Below are 22,167 nucleotides of genomic sequence, written 5' to 3'. Positions count from 1 at the left end.
GACGGGCAGCATTACGCTTGGCGCCCGAAGGGGAATCCGGATAGCGTCATTTCCCCGTGGACCTGAACGACATGGCGCTCCGGTCCGCTTGCCGGCGCCCCCTCTTGACCCCGGCATCACGAAGATCAATTTTTAGTGGCGATGACGGGGGGAGAAAGGATACCGGCGCCGACATGGCCTACCTGATCATGATGCTGTATGTCGCGGCGCATGCGTGCGCGATCGGTCTGTCGGCCGCGGCGCCGATGGCGTCGTTTCCATTCCTGGTGGCCGCGCCGACGATCGCGGCGGCGAGTTGCGTGGCGCGGATGTGGCGAACGCGCCGGTGGGACCAGAGCTGGCCGGCCGTCGGGGTCGCCATGCTGCTATGGGCGTCAGGCATGTTCATGGCGATGTGGCAGGTCCGCACCGGCAGCCCGGCCGCCGGCACCGCGAGCCTGCTGCTGTACGTGCTTTACGGAGTGCCGCTGACATTCGCGATTGCCAGCGTTGGCAGGGAAGCCTGGTACCTGCGGCTGATCGACGCGGTGCTGGCGCTCGCGCTGGGCGTGCTGTACGCAATGCGCACCGCGGCGCTGGCGACGGATCAGGACGTCGGCAGCGCCGGTTTCCTGGATCTGCGGATGATGCTGGACCTGGAGAACCTGTTCATCGCCGTATTCGCGGTGACCCGGCTGGTGACTGCCACCGCATCCCGCGCCCGCGCGTTTTTCCGCGCGCTGTCGTGTTTCGCGATCGCCTACCTGCTGGTCGCGGTGGCGATCAACCACTTCTTCGCCGATGTCGATTTCGGCCACTGGGCCGATCTGATCATCCCGCTTCCCTTCCTGTGGCTGGCGGTGCTGGCGTGGAAGGTTCCGGAAGAGGAACCCATCCGCGTCTATCCGCCGCGCCGCAGCCACCTGGCGCGGGCCGGCAGCCATCTGTTCCTGCCGCTGACACTGATGCTGATTTCCGCGCTGGTGGTGCAGGCGCAGCCCCTGCTGGGCACCGTGGGCTTCGTGCTGGCGACGCTGGGTGCAGGCATCCGCGGGGTTCTCCTGCAAATCCAGACCTACGAGGAACGCGACTACTTCGACGCGCTCTCGCGCATCGACGGACTGACCCGGATTCCCAATCGCCGCCACTTCGAGGAAACCATGGAGCGCGAGTGGCGGCGCTCGATGCGCTCGGGCGATTCGCTGGCGCTGCTGCTGATCGACATCGACCATTTCAAGCAGCTCAACGACACCTACGGGCATCCGGAAGGGGATCGCATCCTCCAGGCGGTCGCGCATGCGCTGGCGGGCTGCGCCTCGCGGTCGTCCGATACGGTGGCGCGCTATGGCGGCGAGGAGTTCGCCGCGCTGCTGCCGTCGATCAGCCGGGCGGGCGCGCTGAACGTTGCCACGGCCATGCGTGAGGCCATCGAACAACTTGCGCTGCCGTCTCCCACGCCCGAAGGGCGGGTGACCGTGAGCATCGGCGTGGGATTCATCGCGGCGGTGCAGGGCGGACGCGCGCATGAAGTGCTGACCGAGGCGGACGAGGCGCTCTACCAGGCCAAGGCCGAGGGACGGAACCGGGTACGGGAGCGGGGCGCGCGATAGCGGGCTCGCAAGCCGGAACTCAGTCCAGCGGCCGCAGCAACAACAGCAGGCACAGCGCGCCCATGAACACCGCCATCAGCGCATCCAGCACCCGCCAGGCCACCGGATTGCGGAACACCGGCAGCAACAGGCGTGCGCCGTAGCCGAGGGTCGAGAACCACGCCACACTGGCGAGGCAGGCGCCCACCGCGAACGCGGTCCGTGCCGCTCCCGCGTAGCGGGTGGACAGACTGCCCAGCAGCACCATCGTGTCCAGGTAGACGTGTGGATTGAGGAAGGTGAAGGCCAGGCAGGCCAGCCACACCCGGCGCCAGTCGGCTTCCGCGCCGGTAGAAGGCGAGAGTGAACCCGTGCCGTGCCAGGCGCGCCGCGCCGCCAGCCATCCGTAGACGCCCAGGAACGCGGCGCCGCCGTAGCGAAGCGCTTCCAGCAACGCCGGCCACCGCCGCACCAGCGCGCCGATGCCGGCCACGCCGCAGGCGATCAGCAGGATGTCGCCGAACATGCAGGTCAGTACGACCAGGCCGACATGCCGGCGTTGCAGGCCCTGGCGCAGCACGAAGGCGTTCTGCGCGCCGATGGCGATGATCAGGCCGGCGCCGGCAACGAATCCGGCGGAGGCGGGGGCAAACAGCATGGTGGTGTTCCATTGGGCGGGAAGGGAGCCTGTCGCGCCCGCTGGATTAAGGCAAACTGTTTTTACTTCACGTAACGAAGCAAATCTAATCAAGGCCATCGCCCATGGACCTCATCCATCCCCAACTGGCCGCCTTCGCCGCCGTACTGGAAGAAGGCAGCTTCGAAGCCGCGGCACGCCGCCTCTCGGTCACGCCTTCGGCCATCTCGCAACGGATCAAGGCGCTGGAGGACCGCCTCGGCCAGGTCATCGTCGTGCGCCAGGCGCCATGCCGGCCCACGCCCGCCGGGGAAAAACTGCTGCGGCGCGTCCGGCCGATGCAGGCGCTGGAAGCCGAGGCGCTGGCGGACTTCCTGCCCGAGACCAGCGCGGCGCCAGCCACGCGCTCGATCGCCATCGCGGTGAACGACGATTCGCTGGAAACCTGGTTCATCGTCGCGCTGGCACGCCTGCACCAGCGCCACGGCTACCTGTTCGATGTGCGCGTGGACGATCAGGATCACACCCTGGAACTGCTGCGCGACGGCACCGTACTGGGCGCCGTCACCGCCGAAGCACGCGCGCTGCAGGGCTGCAATGTGCATCCGCTGGGCACCATGCGCTACTGCGCGATCGCCTCGCCAGACTTTGCCGCGCGGCATTTCCCGTCGGGCGTGGACGCCGCCTCGCTCGCGCGGGCGCCGATGGTGGTCTACAACCGCAAGGACGAGCTGCAGGCGCGCTTCGTCCGCCGCATCACCCGCGCGCGCATCGCCCCACCCACGCATTACCTTCCCACGTCCACAGGTTTCGTGGACGCCGCCGCGCTCGGCCTGGGCTGGTGTCTGGCACCGGCCTCCATGGCCGCGCCCGCGTTGAAAGCGAAGGCGATCGTCAACATCGCCCCGTCACGCTGGATCGACGTGCCGCTGTACTGGCAGCACGCGGCGGTGCGGTCCACCACGCTCAGGCAAATCAGCGATGCACTGCGCGAAGTGGCGGCGGAAACACTGCGCGGCTGACGAAACAGAACGAAGAGATCATCAGGCCGTCGCTATACTGCGTGCCCGACAAACCGGGCGTCGGACATCCGCCGCCCATCTCTGCCGAAGGAACCCGCGACATGCTGAAGATCTGGGGCCGCATCAATTCCTCCAACGTCCGCAAGGTGTTGTGGGCGGCGCGGGAACTGGGCCTGGCCCATGAATCCATCAATGCCGGCGGCGCGTTCGGCGTTGTGGATGGTCCGGAGTACCGGCGGAAAAATCCCAATGGCCGGGTGCCGATGATCGAGGATGGCGATTTCGTCCTTTGGGAATCCAACGCCATCGTCCGCTACCTGATGGCGCGGTACGGCACCGCGGATCTGTATGCGACGGATCCGATGGCGCGGGCGGTCGCGGACAAATGGATGGACTGGACCACCTCCACCTTCGCCGGACCGTTCCGCACCGTGTTCTGGGGTGTCCTGCGCACCCCGCCCGAGCAGCAGGACTGGAATGCGATCCATGCCGCCATCCACGAAATCGACGAACTGCTGCGGATTCCCGAGCAGGCGCTGGCCGGACAGCCTTACCTTTCCGGCGAGCGTTTCGGCATGGGCGACATCCCGCTGGGCAGTTTCATCTATGCATGGTTCGAGATGCCGATTGAGCGCGCGGCCACGCCGCATCTGTCCGCCTGGTATGAGCGTCTGAAGGCGCGGCCCGCCTATCGGGCCGCGGTGATGACCGCGTTGACCTGACGCGCCAACGAAGCGCGTGAGGGAACCGGCATCCCCGCGACGGCGTGGGGCGGATTCGTCCACGAATTACCCGTCACGACCAGCGGCGCGGATGCCGACGCCCGTTGATCCAGCCGCCCAGCCGGGTGGTGCGGACGAACAGCCCGTAGCTGCCCAGCAGCAATGCCAGCGCGATCAGCAGGACGGCGATGAACTTCAAGCCGGCCGGGCCGGGCACGCGCACGATCAGCACCTGCAGGGCCATCACCACCGGGATGTGTGCCAGGTAGATCCAGTAGGACGCGTCGGCCAGATAGCGACGGAAGGGATGTGCCTGCGCGAATGCCCGCAGCGCCGCGCCGGTGAGGCCGAAGGTCCAGCTCCACGCGCCCAGCGCGTAAAGCGCCGCGTATAGCCAGGTGCGCGGCTCCCGCGCGGCGGGGACCAGCACCACCTGGCCTCCCAGTAGTGCCAGGCAGATCAGCGTGCATGCCGCCGCGATGACGAGCTGTGCTCGCCAGTGTCGCGCCAATCCGGGCAGCAGATCGCGCCCGCGATGCAGCCACCAGCCGAACAGGAATGCGCTGCCGAAGGCGACGCACGCGGCCAGCGGGGGATACAGCGATTGATCCGGAGTGGGAATGCCGAAGAACGCGTACCACTTCGCCGTGGTCGCCAATGCGATCGCCAGCGGCAGGGCCAGCAACGCCGGTCCGGCGCGGGATGCCAGCACGCGGGTGACCGCGTCGCCCCATCGCAGCAGGACCGGCGAGAACGGCAGGCGGCCGATGACGGCGCGCAGCGCCAGCAGCACCGCGTAGCAGAGCGTCAGCACATACAGGAACCACAAGTGGGTCAGCGGAAACGTCTCCGGCGTGAGCGGTGGCGGAGGCGGCGACGGCGGCAGGGTGCCGCCGTTGTCCAGCATCGCACCCAGCGCCAGCGCCGAGACGATGCCGGTCATCACCAGCGGCCAGCCGGCCAGCAGGACCAGGGTGACGCGCCTGCCGCGATCGCGGATGAAACCGCCGGTTCCCAATCGTTCGCAAGCCAGCCGGCCGAAGAAGCCGGCCAGCAGGAAGAACAGCACCATCCGGAACATGTGCGGGATGTAGAAGCCCAGGCCGATCCAGGCGGAAGGATCCGGATCGTGGGCGATCCAGAACGCCTTCGCGCCCGGCATGAAAGCCATGCTGGCGTGGACCACCAGGCCCAGCAGCAGCGCGAGTCCGCGCAGTGCGTCCAGGCCATGCAGGCGCTCGCCGTCGGCGGGGGAAGCGGGAAGTGAAGAGGAAGACATGGCAGGATTCCTTTTTCGGGACATGCGCGTCCCCGGCCCGCCGTGGGACGGCAGGAGCACGCGTGGAAACAGGGAATGACGCGGCACGCGGCCGCTGGGCGGATCAGCGGTCCGGCGGGTGGACGACGGATGGCATGGAGGAGACTCCGGGCAAAGGTACGACCGTGATTCGCGCCGGGACGGAAAAAATCACGGCGCTCCGATGTTCAGCCCGAGCCTGTCCGTGGAGGGTGTGCCGGTATCGGTGGAGCTCCGCTTCACGGCATCGCGTGCCCCCATCCGCCCTTCGGGCACCTTCCCCCGCAAGCGGGGGAAGGGAGTTCTGGGAGTGCTTGGCGGAACGGGTGGTAGCCGCGATGATGGCGGCTGGAAATGAAATGAAGCCTTGATGATTACCTCCACCGTTACCGAAGCGCTGTCCCAACTGTTCGACGGCCATGGCATCGCCCATGTGGTGGAGGGCGACTGGATCGCGCCGAACGGCGAGCTGCCGGCGATGCGCGCGGTCTGGCATCCAGGCGAAACGACCGGACGACTGGACGTGCACGTGGTGCTGCCGGACAAGACCATCGTCGAGGAGAACTTCGCCGGCATCGGCGAGGGCGAGGATGGACTCAATGACGGATTGGCCAATTTCACCCGCAATTCCTTCCATGTGTTGCTGTCGGCGCTCTGGGGTCAGGTGGATGAGGAGCAGGTGACGGTGGAGACCTGGTCAATCGGCGACAGGGACTACGCCGCGCACATCGGCAACTTCGGCACGCGTGGTTCGGCGGGCATGCAGCCGCCGATACCTGACGGGCTGTTCGCGCGGCTGGAAGCTGCCATCCGCGCCGAGCCGCTGGCGGGGCATACGCACTGGTTCCGGTTTTTCTTCTGCAATCTCAATGGTGCGTTCACCGTCGAGGCCTTGCGCGACAGCGAGCCGTGGGATGTGGGCGAACAGGCATTGGCGTCAGCAGGTTGGGCGGCGCAGGACGGGTACTACAGCGTCCGCCTGTTCCTGATGCTGCGGGCGGTCTGAGGGGCCAAATCCCAGTCCTCGTCACTCCAGCAAATGCTGGAATCGCTCTTTGCGTGATGCCGCGGGATTCCAGTGGTTCCCACTCGCGCGAAAAAATGGGGCCCGGCGTTCGCCGGGATGACGGGGGACAGGCTTTCCCGCCACAACCGAGCGCCGGCTTGATTCAAATCAATTGCGAATCATTCTCATCAAGGTAGAATTGCCCCAATAGCCGCTGCGGACGCAGTCAGCCAACCCTCTTCATTCCAGGTTGGTTCCGTGTCCAGCATGCAACGGCGCGCTTTCGCGCGCACCCCGCTTTCCCTCTCCCTCGCCTCGCTTCTGGCATTGTCCGGCGCCGCCACGGCGCAGACCACGTTGCCGTCGGCGGGCGAGGCGGACGCCCCCGCGCCCACCACGCTCGATACCGTCCGGGTCAACGCCTACCGGACCACGTCCCACGCGCAAGGCGCGACCAAGACCGATACCACCATCGCCGAGACGCCGCAGTCGGTGTCGGTGATCGCGCGCGAGGAACTGGATGCGCGCGGCGTGCAGAACCTCAACGACGCCATGCGCTACGTGGCCGGTGTCAGCCTGGAAAGCACCGGTATCGACAACCGCGTCGACGATTTCCGCATTCGCGGCTTCGATGCCGGCAGCTGGAGCAACAACGTCACCCTCGACGGCATGCGCGCGCCGCAGGGCGGGCAGTGGAACCGGACCATGTTCGACAGCTGGAACCTGGAACGGGTGGAAGTGCTGAAGGGACCGTCCGCCGTGATGTACGGGCAGGTCGCCCCGGGCGGCATGGTCAACCAGGTCAGCAAGACCCCGCGGCCGGATGCGGAGCAGCAGCTGCGCATCGGCGTGGATGGTCACGGCCAGGCCAGCGCCGCGTTCGACGTCGGCGCGGGCAAGCAGGGCGATGCGCATCTGTTCCGCCTGGTCGGCCTGTATCGCGACGGCGACACACAGATCAAGCACACCGAACAGAAGCATGGCTTCCTCGCGCCCAGCTACAGCTGGCAGATTGCCGAGCGCACCCGCCTGACCCTGCTGGGGCTCTATCAGAAGGACGACGGCGGTTCGACCTACCAGTTCCTGCCAATGGACGGCACCCTGCGACCGACCCGCTATGGCCGGATGAAGAACACCACCTTCATCGGCGAACCGGACTGGAACACCTTTGATCGCACCATCTGGACCGCCGGCTGGCTGTTCGAGCACGCCTTCAACGCGAACTGGACGGTGAGCCAGAGCGCGCGGCGCACGCATGTGGACTCGCTGTTCCGCACGGTGGTCACCAGTGGGGGCCTCAATCCCGATGGCCGTACCCAGAACCGGCGCGCCACCTGGGGCACGGGCGACTCGGATGGTGATACCGTCGATACCCGCCTGCAGGGCAAGTTCGACACCGGCGCGGCCTCGCACACGCTGCTGCTGGGCATGGACTGGCAGAAGGCCGATTGGGACGCTCAGCGTGGAGCGATGACCAATCCCGCGCCGATCGACATCTTCCGTCCGGTCTACACCGGTTACGTCCCGGTCACCCGCAGCATCAGCCTGTCGCGTGGCATCAACCGCCAGACCGGCGTGTACCTGCAGGACCAGATCGCGCTGGACAACTGGCGCTTCACTCTCGGTGGCCGCTACGACTGGACCAAGGACGACACCGCGACCGCCACCCACACCGTGGCCACCGGCGTTACCGGTCCGTGGACGCGCACGCAGCTGGACGCCGAGGCTTTCACCGGCCGTGCCGGCGTGGTGTACCTGTTCGACAACGGACTCACGCCGTACGTGAGCTACGCCGAGTCGTTCCAGCCGTCCACCACCAGCGTGTTGCAGAGTTTCACCCGCACGCCGTTCGATCCGATCACCGGAAAACAGTGGGAGGCGGGCCTGAAGTACCAGCCCGCCGGTTTCGATGGCCTGGTGACGTTGTCGGTGTACGACCTGCGCCAGCAGAACGTGCTGACCCAGGATCCGGATACCGCGCACAGCAACTGCGGCGCCACCGGCCAGGATCGCTGTTCCATCCAGGATGGCGAGGGCCGCGTGCGCGGCATCGAACTGGAAGGCCGCATCACCCCGCTGGAAGGCTTCAGCGTGATCGGCGCGGCGACCCGGATGGATTCGGAGATGACCCGCAGCGACCTCTACCGGGGCAAGCAGATCGCGATGGTGCCGGACTACACCGCGTCGCTGTGGGCGGATTACACCTTCCAGGGCGGTGCGCTGGGCGGACTGAGCCTGGCCGCGGGCGTGCGCTACAACGGCGAAAGCTACGGCGACAGCGCCAACGTGTTCCGGATTCCCGCCTACACGCTGTTCGATGCGGCTCTGCGCTACGACCTGGGCGATCTCGGTGGCGTGCATACGCAGTTCAGCCTCAACGTCAGCAATCTGTCGGACAAACTGTATGTCTCGACCTGCGGTGGCATCTCTTCCTGTTACTACGGCAGCGGCCGCACGGTGACGGCGACAGCGAGGTTCAGCTGGTGAGGGCGCTGCTTGTCCTCATCGCGGCCGTGTTGCTGGCGACGGCGATGCCTGTGGTCGCGCAGCCGGACCTGAGCCGGCGCATCGGTACCACCGTCGCCGATACGGGCGCGCCGGGATACCGCTTCGAACGCGTCATCCTGCCAGCCGAAGCAGGCGGGCAGGGATACCGGTTCAACCTCGCGATTCCGCTGGCGCCGCCACCCGCGACGGGCTATCCGGCGGTCTGGCTGCTGGACGGCAACGCGGCGCTGATGGAGACGCCGGCAACCCTGTTGCAGGCATTGGCGAAGGCACCTTCGCCGCCGCTGCTGGTGTTCGTCGCCCACGACAACGATCTGCGCATCGACAGCGCGGCGCGCGCGCATGATTACACCCCGCGCCTGCCTGGCGGGGAGGCCGCGCAGGTCGATCCGTTGGGGCGGCGCAACGGTGGCGCGGATGGTTTCCTCGACTTCCTCACCGGCGCCGCGCGCGAGCGCGTGCGCCAGGTGGTGCCACTGGACGATGCGCGGCAGGCGATCTGGGGACATTCCTACGGCGGCGTGTTCGTGTTGCATGCGCTGTTCTCGCGGCCGGATGCGTTTGCCACCTATGCGGCGGTGGATCCTTCGTTGTGGTGGGGGGAGGGGTATCTGTTGAAGGAGGCCGGCAATGCTGCATCCGCCACGGCTGTGACGTTGTGGTTGGCGGCGGGTGAGAACGGCGCTGATGCCGCTTCGGGAAAGGCGCCCCCATCCCAGCCTTCCCCCGCAAGCGGGGGAAGGGGCGAAAGCGGGATGCCCAATGACTCCCTCCCCCGCCTGCGGGGGAGGGCCGGGGTGGGGGCCACCGAAGCCGAACCCCGACCCGCAAACGCCGAAGACAGCTCCCTCCTCCGCGTGCGGGGGAGGGCCGGGGTGGGGGCCACCGAAGCCGAACCCCGACCCGCAAACGCCGAAGACAGCTCCCTCCCCCGCGTGCGGGAGAGGGTTGGGGTGGGGGCCACCGAAGCCGAACCCCGACCCGCAAACGACGAAGACAGCTCCCTCCCCCGCGTGCGGGGGAGGGCCGGGGTGGGGGCCACCGAAGCCGAACCCCGACCCGCAAACGACGAAGACAGCTCCCTCTCCCGCGTGCGGGGGAGGGCCGGGACGGGGGCCACCGAAGCCGAACCCCGACCCGCAAACGCCGACCGACCGGATCACGCCCCGATGCGGCGCGCACGCGACGCGGTACCACCGGGCGCGGCGAAGGATCTGGTGGAGCGGCAACGGGCGCGTGGCGTGGAAGCGCGCTACGTCCCGCTGCCGGGTCTTTCGCACGGACAGACGCTGGGCGCGTCATTGCCATTGTTCCTGCCCGCGTTCGCAGGCATGGCACCGCCATGAATCCCATCCTGATCGCATTGGCCGCGGGCACCGGTATCGCCGGTGCCGCGCTGCTTTACCTGGCCTCGCCGCAACAGGCGTGGCGCGCCGCCGGGCCGTGGCCGGCGCGTGCGCGCGGCTGGCCGGGCGGTCTGTGCCTGCTGATCTCGCTGCTGGCGCTGTTGCAATTGCTGGGCGCGCTCGCCGCCACGTTCACCTGGCTGACCCTGCTGATGCTGGTGTGGTCGCTGATGCCGTTCCTCGGCGCATGGCGCGCGCGCAACCGCAAGAGGGCGGCGCGATGAGCCAGGCCGCGCCGAAACTGCAGAGCCGGCATTGGCTGGGCAAGAGTTGCGCGGGCCTGCTGCTGGGCTTCGGTTTGGCGCTGGCGCTGTCGGGCCTGTTTGCCTGGTGGGGACCGGGCGGCATCGCCGGCGGGCCGGGCAAGCTGCAATTCAACATGTGGCTGATGGCGCCTATCTGGGCGGTCGTGCTGGGTTTCGTGTTCCTGTTCCGCACCCCGTTGCGCGCGTGGCTGTGGCTGTCACTGGCCAACGCGCTGGCGTTCGGCCTGCTGCATGCCAGCCGCGGGCTGCTGGGCTGACTCCTTCCACCGGTTTTTCGCATGCGCATCCGCAACGACATCATCAAGGTCTACAAGGACGTCCATATCTGGGTGGGCGTCCTCAGTGGGCTGTGCCTGTTCATCGCGTTCTATGCCGGCGCGCTGACCATGTTCGAGAAACCGATCGAGCGCTGGGCCAGTCCACCGAGCCAACTCGCGCCCGCCGTGCCGCTGGAACGGGCGCCCGAACTCGTCGCCGCCACCGTCGCCGCGCATCCGGAAGCCGCGCGCGACTACGAAATCCGCGTCACGCCCACCCCGGACATGCCGGCGCGGATGCTGTGGCACGTGCGAGGCGAGCGCCGTGGCGAGGTCGCCAGCTTCGCCGCGTCGCTGGATGGCGACGGCCACCTGCGGACCCAGGCGCTGGAGAAGGCCGAAGTCGCCGAATGGATCGACGTCCTGCACCAGCAGGTCGGCCTGCCGTTCCCGCACGAAGTGGCGATGCCGATCATGGGCGTCATCGCGCTGCTGTACTGCGTGGCGCTGGTGTCCGGCGTGATCGTCCTGCTGCCGACCCTGGTCAAGGATCTGTTCGCGCTGCGCATTGGCCACAACCTCAAGCGCATGTGGCTGGACGCGCACAATGCGCTGGGTATCCTGAGTCTGCCATTCCACATCGTGATGGCGCTCACCGCCGTGGTGTTCGCCTTCCACGACCAGTTCTACGATCTGCAGGAACGGGCGGTGTATCCGACCGCGATCGAATGGGGCAGGGAGCCGCCTCCGGAACGGCCACCCGGCGCACAGGTACTGGCGCCGGCCGAACTGGTGCGGCAGGCGCGACTGCAGGCACCGGGCTTCGAAGTGCTGGCGGTGAGTTACCAGAGCCGTGGCGGGGTGACCCAGGTGCGGCTGGAGGGCGTGGATCCGCGCCATCCGATCCGTGGCCGCATCTCCACCCTGGTCGGCGCCAATCCCTATACCGGTGAACTGCACCGCGACGACATTCCCGGGCGCCATGCGGGCTACGAGACCGCGATCGCCAGCTTCTTCAGCCTGCACTTCGGCAACTTCGGTGGCCTGCCCGTGCGTTGGGCCTATTTCCTGCTGGGCCTGGCCGGGGCGATGCTGTTCTACACCGGCAACGTGCTTTGGCTGGAGTCGCGGCGCAGGAAGGAACGTGGCCAGGGCATCGTCGCGCAGCGCCGTTCGAGCCGGGTGATGGCCTGCCTGACCGTGGGCGTGGCGCTGGGTTGCGTGGCCGGCATCTCCGCCACGCTCGCCGCGGCCAAATGGCTGCCGGGGCGCGTCGAGGATCCGGCGCTGTGGCATCGCATCGTCTACTACGCGGTGTTCCTGGGGACGATCGGATGGGCGTTCCTGCGTGGCGCCGGTCGCGCGTCGTCGGAACTGGCGCTGTTCGCCGCGGCGACCACCCTGCTGATTCCGCTCAGCAGTCTGGCCGGTCGTTGGCATCTGGGGGGCGCGTGGTTCCCGCCGGGCATGTTGGCTTGGGTGGACGGCGTCGCATTGCTCGGTGCGGGCGCGCTGGTGCTGATGGCGGCACATGCGCGACGGCGTGCGCGCATTGGACCACGCGACAGCGTGTGGGCCGATGCAGCGAAGAACCTCGCGGTGACGTCACCGGAAGCGCGGGAGACCGGACACCCGGCAGCGCCCTGAACTTCTTAACCGGGTGCCGGCAGTTCCTTGCGGAGCAGGGCGACGGTACGCCCGTCGACGGTGGCCATGTCATCCAGACGGTTGAAACCGATGCGCTGGTGGAAGGCGAGCGAAACAGGATTCGGCGGCGACAGGTTGACCTCGCAGCAGAGCACGTTGGCACCCTGGGCGGTTGCGTGTTCCGCCAGTCGCTCATACAGCATCCGTCCAAGACCCGCGGCGCGCGCGTGCGGATCCACCACGATCTGATCGACGTAGTGGAAGGGCACCCCGATGCTCCGGCCAAGCGCCAGGAACTCCTCGCCGTCGTAGGGCTGGTCGTGGGAGAAGGCCAGCGCGTAGCCCACGAGGCCTCCTTCCGGCGCAGTGACCGCCAGGTGCAGGCCGGACATCGCCATCAGCCGTGCCAGCTCGAACGCGTCGAACGCGAATACCGCCGGCGTCGCCGCGGCGTTGAGTCGGAGCACGGATTCGGCGTCCTCGGACCGCAGCGCCCGGATCCTGAAGGCTGCGCTGCTCACGCGGCGGACCACTGGAAACACAACAGGAAGCCGTCCGGATCGCTGACATACAGCTGTTTCATGCCGTAGGGAGCGACCTTCGGAGGTGCCACGTCCATTCCTTTTTCCCGCAACTGCCGGTAGGCCGCGTCCGGATCGGGGCAACCGAAGTAGAGGCAGACGTCGCGATGCTGCGACAGGCGTGCAGGATCCGGCGATGCCGGCCGGTCATCCGCCTCGTATGCCGTGTTCAGCATCAGCTCCGCCTCGCCCAGCCGCAGCAATCCCCAGTCAAACCGGTCGCCCTCGCGTGCCGAGGTCTGGACGATCTCGAACCCCAGCACGTCGCGATAGAAGCGGACCGAGGTCGGCATGTCGAAAACCTGCAGCAAGGCGCACACGCCACGCACTTCGATGCTCATGATGTTCCCCAGCGGCGGTCATGTCCGTGTTCCCGGCGGCGGACGAGCGGGACCGGTCCGCGGACGGTGGCGTCGCAGTATCGCACCGTCCGCGGCGCAGCATTCTGCTAGATTCACCGGCCTCCCGACACGCTGGTGTCCGCATGGCCCGCATCGCCGTCGTCTCCGACATCCATGGCAACCTCGCCGCGCTGGAAGCGGTGGCGGCGGATATCCGTGCACGCGGCGTCACCCGCGTGGTCAACCTGGGCGACAACCTGTCCGGGCCGCTGCTGCCGCTCGAAACCGCCCGCTTCCTGATGGACTCCGGCTGGCTGTCGCTGGCCGGCAACCACGAGCGCCAGATCCTGGAACTGCTGCGTGACGGGCGGGGCGGGGGATCGGATCGCCACGCGGCCTCGCAACTGGGCAAGGCGGAACTGGACTGGCTGCGTTCGCTGTCGCCATGCGTGCATGTGGACGACGCGTTGCTGCTCTGCCACGGAACCCCGCGCAGCGATTGCGAACACCTGCTGGAAACGGTGGTGGGGCCGGGGACGCGGATGGCCTCGGCGGAGGAAGTGGTTCGGCGCCTGGCGGGCGAAACCGCTCCCGTCATTGCGTGCGGGCACACCCACGTGCCGCGCGCGCTGCGTACGCCGGCCGGGCAACTGCTGTTCAATCCCGGCAGCGTCGGCCTGCAGGCGTATCGCGACGATCATCCTGTGCCCTATGTGGTCGAAAACGGTTCACCGGATGCGCGCTACGCGATCCTGGAGATGGGCGCGCACGGTTGGCAGGTGGAGCACATCGCCTTGCCCTATGACCACCTCGCGATGGCCCGGCTGGCGCGCAAACGCGGGCGACCGGAATGGGAGCGAGCGCTGCTGACCGGCTACGTCCCGGAGTGATGTGGCCCGCCCTCAGGGCCGGACGCGCGACACGCGGCTGATGCCGATGCCTGCGGCTCCCTGCAGGGTCGCCAGCGCGAGATCACGCAGGCGCGGGGTGCGCGAGGCCACGCCGTCACGGGGAATTTCCAGCGCGTATTCGCGCGCGTGCGCATCCATCGCGGTCGCCAGGATGCAGGCGTCGGCGGCGATGCCGGTGAGCACCAGCCGGCGCACGCCCAGTTTCGCCAGCAAAAGCGCCAATGGGGTGCACAGGAAGGCCGAATGCTTGGGCTTGAGGACGTAGTAGTCCTCGGGTCCCGGGCGCAGGCGTTCGGCGATTTCGGCGCCGGGCGCGCGCGGATGCGCGCAGATCGCGACGAGTTCCTTGAAGTCGGCCTGCCAGTGCATGAAATTGTCGTTGACGTAGACGACCGGCGCGCCGGCCTGGTGGAAGCGCTGCTTGAGCACCTGCAGGCGACGCGCCAGCGGCCGGGCCTGGCGCGCCAGGCCCGCACCGCCCGGAAAGTCGAACAAGTTGATCATGTCGATGATCAGCAGCGCGGCGGGCGCAGGCGGAGTGGAAAGGCGCGAAACCAAGCGGTATCTCCGGTGGCATCTGCCCGCAGCATCGTTCGGGCGATGCCAGCGGCACGTGAAGGCGCGCGCTTTTCACCCGTCCGTGATGGTGCCGACCCTAGGTTGGAAGCACACCCGCATGGAGAGTAGGGCATGCACCGCAGCCGCCTGGCACAACTGGTCATCGATTGCCGGCAGCCGGAACTGGATGCCGCGGCCGGGTTCTGGTCCGGCGCGCTGGGCCAGCCATGGCGGCGCCTGCCGGATCCGGACGATGGCCATTATCGACAGCTCGACACCGCGCCCGGCCAGCCGGGCATCCTGTTGCAGGCGGTCCGGCATCCCAGCCGCGTCCACCTGGACATCGAATCGACCGATGTGGAAGCGGAAGTGCGCCGGCTGGAAGCGCTCGGCGCGCGGCGGGTCGCGCAGGTCCGGGACTGGTGGGTGATGCAGGCGCCGACCGGACACCGCTTCTGCGTGCTGCGCCAGCAGCGCGACGACCTGCCGAAAGAAGGCCATCGATGGCCATGAACCGGCGACGCACGCTGGCCGTGGCGACATTCAACGTCAACGGCATCCGCACCCGCCTGCCGCATCTGATCGCATGGCTGCGGCGGGAGACGCCGGACGTGGCCTGCCTGCAGGAACTAAAGGCGGTAGACGAGGGATTCCCGCGCGCGGAACTGGAAGCGGAGGGTTATCACGCGCGCTGGGTGGGCCAGCGCTCCTGGAATGGCGTGGCGGTGCTGACCCGCGGCGAAGCGTCCACGGAGGTGCGCCGCAGCCTGCCGGGCGATCCCGGCGACAGCCACGCGCGCTATCTGGAAGTCGATGCCTTCGACCTGCGCGTGGCCTGCCTGTACCTGCCCAATGGAAATCCACAACCGGGACCGAAGTTCGACTACAAGCTCAAGTGGTTCGATCGCTTCATCCGCCACGCGCGCAAGCTGCACGCGCTGGAACAGCCGGTGGTGATGGCCGGCGACTACAACGTGGTGCCCACCGACGAGGACATCTACAACCCGCGTTCCTGGCGAAAGGACGCGTTGCTGCAACCGGAAAGCCGGGAGCGCTACGCGAAGCTGCTGAAGACGGGCTGGGTCGACGCGCTTCGCGAGCGGCATCCGGAGAAGCGCGTCTATACGTTCTGGGACTATTTCCGCCAGCACTGGGAGCGCGACGCCGGACTGCGCATCGATCACCTGCTGCTGAATCCGCCGGCCGCCATGCGCCTGAAGGAGGCGGGCGTGGACCGCTGGGTGCGCGGGCTGCCCAAGCCCAGCGATCACGCGCCGACCTGGATCCGGATGACCCGGCCCGCCAAACTGCGGAAAAAGGCCGGCGCCTGAAACCTCAGACCTGGCGCGCGTTGAAGCGGACCTGCCCGATCTCCGAACGCGGCGGCGCGCCGAACAGGCGCTTGTATTCGCGGCTGAACTGCGAAGGGCTTTCGTAGCCGACCCGATGCGCGGCGGCGACCGCGTCGATGCCGTCGGCCAGCATCAGCCGGCGCGCCTCGTGCAGGCGCAGCTGTTTCTGGAATTGCAGCGGCGAGAGCGTGGTGACCGCCTTGAACTGGTGATGCAGCGACGAGGTGCTCATGTGCACGGACTGCGCCAGTTCCTCGATGTTGAGCGGATGCAGGAAGCGTTGGCGCAGGTGCGCGACCGCGCGCGAGATGCGGTGCGAGCGGGTGTCGGCGGCGGCGATCTCGCGCAGGCTGTGGCCGAGGTCGCCGACCAGCACGCGGTAGAAGATCTCGCGGATCGCCAGCGGCGCCAGCACCGGCAGATCCGCCGGGGTGTCGAGCAGGCGCATCAGCCGCAGTACCGCGTCCAGTAATGGCGTCGTCACCTTGGCGGCGTAGAGTCCGGGGTCCAGGCGGTTGGACGTGGGCTGCGGGCCGGCGTCCAGCATCAGCGAGGCGATCACCGCCGGGTCGATGTCCAGGCGCAGCGACAGGTAGGGCTTCTCCGGTGTGGCTTCGATGACCTGGCCGATCATCGGCAGGGTCACCGACACCACCAGGTAGTTGAGCGGGTCATAGCGATAGGTCTGCCCGGCCAGGGTCGATTCCTTGCTGCCCTGGGCGACGATGCACAGGCGCGGTTCGTAGACCGTGGGAATGCACGGTGTGGGCGAATTGCGCCGCATCAGGTGCAGTTGCGGGATGACGGTGGCGTGGCTGCCGTCGGAGGTTGCCAATTGGGCAATCCGATCCGCCAGTTCGGCCTTCGCCGCGCAGGTCGCGCGCTGGGCGAGGGTATCCGCGGAAGTATTGGCGCTCATGGCGATGCGTGGGGGTGGGGGTAGGCCGATTATTCGGAACCCGGCGCGGCGGTGCAAAGCCCGGGCGGCGGTTTTGCAGAAATAGGCAAGCATTGGACAGCAATGTACTAACCAATGCGCCGATGAGCCGACTAACGTAAAGGCCCCCCACCGGATGAGGCGCCCGCGCGCCTCGCGACGCGGGTCGGTGCCCGCTCGCCAGCGGCGCCGCCCGCGTACCGGCTTCCCCCGCCGTTGGAAGCACGCCCCATGTGGATCGTCCAGTACGCGCTCAACCGTCGCTATACCATCGGGGTGCTCGCCATCCTGATCCTGCTGTTCGGCACCCTGTCGGCCCGGCGCATGCCGACCGACATCCTGCCCGAGGTCGGCATTCCGTCCATCAACCTGGTCTGGACCTACAACGGCCTGTCGGCCGCGGACATGGCCGCCAAGATCACCACCTTCTCCGAGGCGGCCATCCTCAACACCGTGGATGACCTGAAGGAAGTGCGCTCGGAAACCATCAACGGCGCCAGCATCATCCGCATCGATTTCCAGCCCAACGTCAGCCTGGACCGTGCGCTGGGCCAGATCACCGCGGTGTCGCAGACCATCCTGCGGCGCATGCCGCCGGGCACCTCGCCGCCGCTGGTGGTGCGCAACAACGTGTCCAGCACGCCGGTGCTGCAGTTGGTGCTGTCGTCGGACTCGCTGACCGAGGCGCAGCTGTACGACTACGCGCGCCTGCAACTGCGCTCACAGATCCAGACCATTCCCGGCATCCGCATGACGCTGCCCTACGGCGGTGCCGCGCGCCAGGTGATGGTCGACCTGAATCCGTCCGCCTTGCAGACCTACGGCCTGACCCCGTCCGACATCACCGGCGCGCTGGAGCGCGGCAGCCCGACGTTGCCGTCCGGTTCCATCCGCGAAGGCGCGCGCGAACTGCAGATCTCGCTGGATGCGAGTCCGGCCAGCGTGCAGGAGTTCCTCGACCTGCCGGTCGCCACCCGCAACGGCGTCGTGCTGTACGTGCGCGACGTCGCCTCGGTGCGTGACGGCGGTGCGTTGCAGACCAACGTGGCGCGGATGGACGGTTCCAGCGCGGTGTCGGTGGCGCTGATCAAGCTGGGCGGCGCCTCGGCGGTGGAAATCGTGCGCGCGGTGCGCGAGCGGCTACCGGAAATCGAGGCCTCGGCGCCGCCGGGCATGCGCATCGCGCCGATCTTCGATCAGTCGGTGTTCGTCGACAATGCCATCGCCTCCATCCAGCACGAGGCGGTGCTGGTCGGCCTGCTGGTGGCGCTGGTGGTGCTGGTGTTCATCGGCTCCTGGCGTTCCAGCCTGATCGTGCTGTCGGCCATCCCGCTGGCGCTGCTGGCCAGCGTGGCGATGCTGGACCTGCTGGGCTACACCTTCAACGTGATGACCCTCGGCGGCCTGGCGCTGGCGATCGGCATCCTGGTCGACAACGCGGTGGTGGATGTGGAGAACACCAACCGCAACATCGCCCTGGGCAAGGACGTGCGCACGGCGATCCTGGACAGCGCCCGCGAGGTGGTGTTCCCCGAGTTCGTCTCCACGGTCTCCATCTGCATCGTGCTGACGCCGATCCTGCTGATGACCGGCCTGTCGGCGTGGGTGTTCACCCCGCTGGCGCTGGCGGTGATCTTCGCGATGATTGCCTCGTTCCTGCTCTCGCGCACCTTGATCCCGGTGTTGTGCTACCTGCTGCTGCCGGCCGACATCCGCAGCCGCGAAAACCCGCGCTGGGCGCCAGAAAAACTGCTGCTGGGCATCAACCACAGGGTCGAGCACACCCTGGATGCGCTGCGCGACCGCCATCACGCGCTACTGGTGCGGCTGGGCCATCACGGCGGCGTGCTGGCGATCGCCGCGCTGCTGGTGGTCGCGGTGGGCGTGGGCGCCGGCGCGCTGCTGGGACGCGAGTACTTCCCGCAGGTCGATGCCGGCCAGCTGCGCCTGCAGGTGCGCATGCCCTCGGGCACGCGGCTGGAGCAGACCACCCAGCGGCTGACCGAAATCCAGCGCGAGATCCGCCGGATCATCCCGGCCGGGGAATTGCAGACGGTGTACGAACAGATCGGCGTGCCGGACGCGATCAACCTGTCGCTGGTGGACAGCGCGGTGGTCGGATCGTTCGAGGCCGAGCTGATGCTGCAGCTGCGCTCGCCGCATGCGCCGACCCGCGACTACCTGGCCCAGATCCGCCAGCGCATGGCCGAGCGCTTCCCCGATGTGAAGGTATTCGAGCGTCCGCCGGACGCCACCAGCCGGACCCTGGCCGGCTCGGCCGCCGCCGCCTTCGAGGTGCGCCTGATCGGGCGCGACGTGCCCGGCAACCTGGCGCTGGCGCGGGAAGTGGAAAGCCGCCTGCGCCAGGAACCGGGCGCGGTCGACGTGGCGCTGCGGCAGATCCTGGATCTACCCGAGTACCGCGTGCACATCGATCGCACCCGCGCCGCCCAGCTGGGCCTGGACGCGCAGCAGGCCAGCCGCGCGGTGCTGTCGGTGCTCGGCACCTCCGGCACGGTCACGCCGGTGTACTGGACCGACACCGTCAACGCGATCGCCTACACCGTGCAGGTGCAGGCGCCGCCGGCCAGCCTGCCCGATGCCGAAACCCTGCTGAACATGCCGCTGCGGATCGGCGGGGAAGGGCAGGCGGTCCTGCTGCGCAACATCGCCACCGTCACGCCGCGCAACGTGCCGGCCAGCATCGCCCGTACCACGCTCGCGCCCACCGTCAGCGTGCTGGCGAACGTGCAGGGCACTGACCTGGGTTCGGTGTATTCGCGCCTGACCCGCATCACCGCCGACGTGCAGGCGCGGATGAAGCCGGGCAACCGGATCGAAATCACCGGCCAGGCCGGCGAGATGCAGAGCGCCTACGGTGAACTGGCCGGCGGTCTGCTGATGTCGGCGGTACTGGTATTCCTGGTGCTGGTGATCAACTTCCAGTCGTGGATCCAGCCGCTGGTGGCGATGTCCGGCCTGCCGGTCGCGATCGCCGGCGCGGCGATCGGCCTGTTCGTCACCGGCACGCCGCTGAGCGTGCCCGCGCTGATGGGCCTGATGATGGTGATCGGCGTGTCCACCGCCAACAGCGTGCTGGTGACCAGCTTCGCACGTGGCCTGATCGCCGACGGCCACGATCCGGAACTGGCCGCGTACGAATCCGCCGCCGTGCGCCTGCGCCCGGTGCTGATGACCGCCAGCGCGATGGTGCTGGGCATCATCCCGATGGCGATCGGACTGGGCGACGGCGGCGAGCAGAACGCGCCGCTGGGCCGCGCGGTGATTGGCGGCCTGCTGTTCGGCACCCCGGCCACGCTGGTGCTGGTGCCCTCGATCCTGGCCGTGGTCGGCCGCCGGCAGAAGCGACGCGCCGAAGCCGCGCGGGCCATCGATATCTCCGATGTTTCCTCCCCCACCGCCACCGGCGACGCTGCCGGTGCAGGAGTCTCCCCATGAAGACCGTTCCCGTTACCGGCCTGTTGCTGGCCGCCGCCGTCGTGGCCGGCATCGCCACCCTCAGCGGCTGCGGCCGCAGCTCCGCCGCCACCCAGCCCGCAACCGCCGTGCCGGACGTGTTGACCACTCCGGCCAAGGCCGCGGACCCGCAATCCGAGTTGAGGCTGCCGGCGCGCGCCGAAGCCGGCGAGTCGGCCAAGCTGTATGCGCGCGCCACCGGTTTCGTCAGCGAGCGCCGGGTGGACCTCGGCGATCACGTGAAAGCCGGCCAGGTGCTGGCGACGATCGCCACCCCGGAAGTCGATCAGGCGGTGCGCGAGGCCGCCGCGGATCTGGAACTGGCGCAGGCCAACCAGGCGCTGGCGAAGGCTAACTTCGATCGCGCCGACGTGCTGGTCGGATCCGGCGCCATCTCCAGGGAACTGCACAGCGAACGCCTGGCAAGCCTGAGCGCCGCGCGCGCGGCCACCTCGGCGGCGCAGGCGCGCCTGTCCAGTGCCCGCGAGCGCCAGGGCTTCCAGGTGGTGCGTGCGCCGTTCGACGGCGTGGTGGTGGCGCGCAATGTCGAACGCGGTGATCGCGTGGTCGGCGATTCGGCCTCGGCGACCTTGCCGATGTTCGAGGTCAACGCGCTGGATCCGCTGCGCATCGTGGTCGACGTGCCGCAGAACGCGGCCTTGCAGGTGCGTCCGGGCATGGCCGGGCAGATGCGTTTCCTGGAACTGGCCGATCAGGCGTTCGAGGTCGAAGTGGTGCGCAGCGCGCAGAACATTTCCAGCAGCGTCGGCGCGATGCGGATCGAATTGCGCCTGCCCAATCCGGAAGGGCGGATTCCCGCCGGCATGCTGGGTGAAATCGGCCTGAAGGTGCCGCGCGCGGTGCCAGCGGTGCTGGTGCCCGTCTCGGCGGTGACGCAGGACGCCGGCGGCGCGCAGGTGGCGGTGGTCGGCGGCGACGCGCTGCTGCAGTTCCGCAAGGTCGTGCTGGGCCGCAACCTGGGCAACGAAGCCGAAGTGCTCTCCGGCCTGAAGCCGGGCGAACAGGTCGTCCTGGCCCCCAACGCCATGCTGACCGCCGGCCAGAAGGTCACGGCCAAGGCCAATGTCGTGAAGAAGTAACCTCCACCATTCTTGCCTTTGTGGGAGCGACGTGAGTCGCGATGACGGAGCCGGGAAAAACGCACAAAAGCTCGCGACTTACGTCGCTCCCACAGTCAAACGGAAGGATGCGCCAACGCTCGCTCCGCCTGGGCCGATGGTCACGGCCAGGGTCAATGCGATGAAGACGTGACGCCAGCCAAAGTACCCCTTGTGGGAGCGACGTGAGTCGCGATGACGGAGCCGGGAAAAACGCGAAAAGCTCGCGGCTTACGTCACTCCCACAGTCAAACGGAAGGATGCGCCAACGCTCGCTCCGGCTAGGCCGACGGTCACGGCCAGGGTCAATGCGATGAAGACGTGACGCCAGCCAAAGTACCCTTGTGGGAGCGACGTGAGTCGCGATGACGGAGCCGGGGAAAACGCGAAAAGCTCGCGACTTACGTCGCTCCCACAGTCAAACGGAAGGATGGGCCGACGCTCGCTCCGGCTGGGCCCATGGTCACGGCCAGGGTCAATGCGATGAAGACGTGACGCCAGCCAAAGTACCCCTTGTGGGAGCGACGTGAGTCGCGATGACGGAGCCGGGAAAATC

Annotated in this window: 20 protein-coding genes; 14 read left to right on the top strand and 6 right to left on the bottom strand. The window is 68.1% G+C overall.

Annotated elements, in window-relative coordinates; translation table 11 throughout:
* Window positions 1-173: 173 nt before the first annotated feature.
* Entirely contained in the window at window positions 174-1,589 is a 1,416-nt protein-coding gene (locus tag FHW78_RS03900; RefSeq protein WP_183637932.1) for a GGDEF domain-containing protein, read from the top strand.
* A gap of 19 nt (window positions 1,590-1,608) precedes the next feature.
* Here FHW78_RS03900 and FHW78_RS03895 read toward each other — a convergent pair whose 3' ends face one another.
* Entirely contained in the window at window positions 1,609-2,226 is a 618-nt protein-coding gene (locus FHW78_RS03895; protein ID WP_183637929.1) for a LysE/ArgO family amino acid transporter, read from the bottom strand.
* A 104-nt stretch (window positions 2,227-2,330) separates the two neighbouring features.
* Between FHW78_RS03895 and FHW78_RS03890 the strand changes: the two genes are divergently transcribed.
* Both FHW78_RS03890 and FHW78_RS03885 read left to right on the top strand, forming a co-directional pair.
* Window positions 2,331-3,227: a LysR family transcriptional regulator ArgP gene (locus FHW78_RS03890; RefSeq protein WP_183637926.1), complete on the top strand. Its 897-nt coding sequence runs from the start codon at window positions 2,331-2,333 to the stop codon at window positions 3,225-3,227.
* Window positions 3,228-3,328: 101 nt separating this feature from the next.
* Window positions 3,329-3,949 carry a glutathione S-transferase gene (locus tag FHW78_RS03885; RefSeq protein ID WP_183637923.1) on the top strand — a complete coding sequence of 207 codons (621 nt, stop codon included), beginning with the start codon at window positions 3,329-3,331 and terminating at the stop codon, window positions 3,947-3,949.
* A 73-nt stretch (window positions 3,950-4,022) separates the two neighbouring features.
* On the opposite strand, the gene FHW78_RS03880 is transcribed toward FHW78_RS03885, so the two are convergent.
* Complete coding sequence (locus FHW78_RS03880) at window positions 4,023-5,228, bottom strand: acyltransferase (protein ID WP_183637920.1); 1,206 nt, start codon at window positions 5,226-5,228, stop codon at window positions 4,023-4,025.
* Between the two features lie 388 nt (window positions 5,229-5,616).
* Here FHW78_RS03880 and FHW78_RS03875 point away from each other — a divergent pair, with 388 nt between their 5' ends.
* From FHW78_RS03875 to FHW78_RS03850, 6 genes are all read left to right on the top strand, one after another.
* A complete protein-coding gene (locus FHW78_RS03875; RefSeq protein ID WP_183637917.1) occupies window positions 5,617-6,252 on the top strand; it encodes a DUF6348 family protein in 636 nt (211 codons plus the stop codon).
* Between the two features lie 267 nt (window positions 6,253-6,519).
* Window positions 6,520-8,739: a TonB-dependent siderophore receptor gene (locus FHW78_RS03870; RefSeq protein WP_183637914.1), complete on the top strand. Its 2,220-nt coding sequence runs from the start codon at window positions 6,520-6,522 to the stop codon at window positions 8,737-8,739.
* On the top strand, window positions 8,736-10,106 hold the full coding sequence (locus tag FHW78_RS03865; protein ID WP_183637911.1) for an alpha/beta hydrolase-fold protein: 1,371 nt from the start codon (window positions 8,736-8,738) through the stop codon (window positions 10,104-10,106). Before FHW78_RS03870 ends, FHW78_RS03865 begins: the two co-directional genes overlap by 4 nt.
* On the top strand, window positions 10,103-10,390 hold the full coding sequence (locus tag FHW78_RS03860; RefSeq protein WP_183637908.1) for a hypothetical protein: 288 nt from the start codon (window positions 10,103-10,105) through the stop codon (window positions 10,388-10,390). The genes FHW78_RS03865 and FHW78_RS03860 overlap by 4 nt, the downstream gene beginning before the upstream one ends.
* Complete coding sequence (locus FHW78_RS03855; RefSeq protein WP_183637905.1) at window positions 10,387-10,689, top strand: hypothetical protein; 303 nt, start codon at window positions 10,387-10,389, stop codon at window positions 10,687-10,689. The genes FHW78_RS03860 and FHW78_RS03855 overlap by 4 nt, the downstream gene beginning before the upstream one ends.
* A gap of 21 nt (window positions 10,690-10,710) precedes the next feature.
* Window positions 10,711-12,336 (top strand): PepSY-associated TM helix domain-containing protein, encoded by a 1,626-nt coding sequence (locus FHW78_RS03850; RefSeq protein ID WP_183637902.1) that lies wholly within the window; start codon window positions 10,711-10,713, stop codon window positions 12,334-12,336.
* A 5-nt stretch (window positions 12,337-12,341) separates the two neighbouring features.
* On the opposite strand, the gene FHW78_RS03845 is transcribed toward FHW78_RS03850, so the two are convergent.
* Together FHW78_RS03845 and FHW78_RS03840 are read right to left on the bottom strand one after the other, a co-directional pair.
* Window positions 12,342-12,803 (bottom strand): GNAT family N-acetyltransferase, encoded by a 462-nt coding sequence (locus FHW78_RS03845; RefSeq protein WP_183637899.1) that lies wholly within the window; start codon window positions 12,801-12,803, stop codon window positions 12,342-12,344.
* Between the two features lie 50 nt (window positions 12,804-12,853).
* Window positions 12,854-13,258, bottom strand: coding sequence for a VOC family protein (locus tag FHW78_RS03840; RefSeq protein WP_183637896.1), 405 nt, complete (start codon window positions 13,256-13,258; stop codon window positions 12,854-12,856).
* 143 nt (window positions 13,259-13,401) lie between these two features.
* Here FHW78_RS03840 and FHW78_RS03835 point away from each other — a divergent pair, with 143 nt between their 5' ends.
* Window positions 13,402-14,148, top strand: a complete 747-nt coding sequence (locus FHW78_RS03835; RefSeq protein WP_183637894.1) for a metallophosphoesterase family protein — start codon at window positions 13,402-13,404, stop codon at window positions 14,146-14,148.
* 12 nt (window positions 14,149-14,160) lie between these two features.
* Here FHW78_RS03835 and FHW78_RS03830 read toward each other — a convergent pair whose 3' ends face one another.
* A complete protein-coding gene (locus FHW78_RS03830; RefSeq protein ID WP_255443135.1) occupies window positions 14,161-14,727 on the bottom strand; it encodes an isochorismatase family cysteine hydrolase in 567 nt (188 codons plus the stop codon).
* A gap of 132 nt (window positions 14,728-14,859) precedes the next feature.
* On the opposite strand from FHW78_RS03830, the gene FHW78_RS03825 reads away from it, so the two are divergent.
* Both FHW78_RS03825 and xth read left to right on the top strand, forming a co-directional pair.
* Entirely contained in the window at window positions 14,860-15,240 is a 381-nt protein-coding gene (locus FHW78_RS03825; RefSeq protein ID WP_183637892.1) for a VOC family protein, read from the top strand.
* Entirely contained in the window at window positions 15,237-16,058 is an 822-nt protein-coding gene (xth, locus tag FHW78_RS03820; protein WP_218533518.1) for an exodeoxyribonuclease III, read from the top strand. Before FHW78_RS03825 ends, xth begins: the two co-directional genes overlap by 4 nt.
* A gap of 4 nt (window positions 16,059-16,062) precedes the next feature.
* On the opposite strand, the gene FHW78_RS03815 is transcribed toward xth, so the two are convergent.
* On the bottom strand, window positions 16,063-16,998 hold the full coding sequence (locus FHW78_RS03815; protein WP_183637886.1) for an AraC family transcriptional regulator: 936 nt from the start codon (window positions 16,996-16,998) through the stop codon (window positions 16,063-16,065).
* 249 nt (window positions 16,999-17,247) lie between these two features.
* Here FHW78_RS03815 and FHW78_RS03810 point away from each other — a divergent pair, with 249 nt between their 5' ends.
* Both FHW78_RS03810 and FHW78_RS03805 read left to right on the top strand, forming a co-directional pair.
* Window positions 17,248-20,475, top strand: coding sequence for an efflux RND transporter permease subunit (locus FHW78_RS03810; RefSeq protein ID WP_183637883.1), 3,228 nt, complete (start codon window positions 17,248-17,250; stop codon window positions 20,473-20,475).
* Window positions 20,472-21,593 carry an efflux RND transporter periplasmic adaptor subunit gene (locus FHW78_RS03805; protein ID WP_183637880.1) on the top strand — a complete coding sequence of 374 codons (1,122 nt, stop codon included), beginning with the start codon at window positions 20,472-20,474 and terminating at the stop codon, window positions 21,591-21,593. The genes FHW78_RS03810 and FHW78_RS03805 overlap by 4 nt, the downstream gene beginning before the upstream one ends.
* The last annotated feature ends 574 nt before the right edge of the window (window positions 21,594-22,167 follow it).

This window comes from Pseudoxanthomonas sp. OG2 (assembly GCF_014192765.1).
GTDB lineage: Bacteria > Pseudomonadota > Gammaproteobacteria > Xanthomonadales > Xanthomonadaceae > Pseudoxanthomonas_A > Pseudoxanthomonas_A beigongshangi.
Note: the sequence above shows the minus strand (reverse complement) of the source record. Positions and strands in the feature narration are given on the sequence as shown.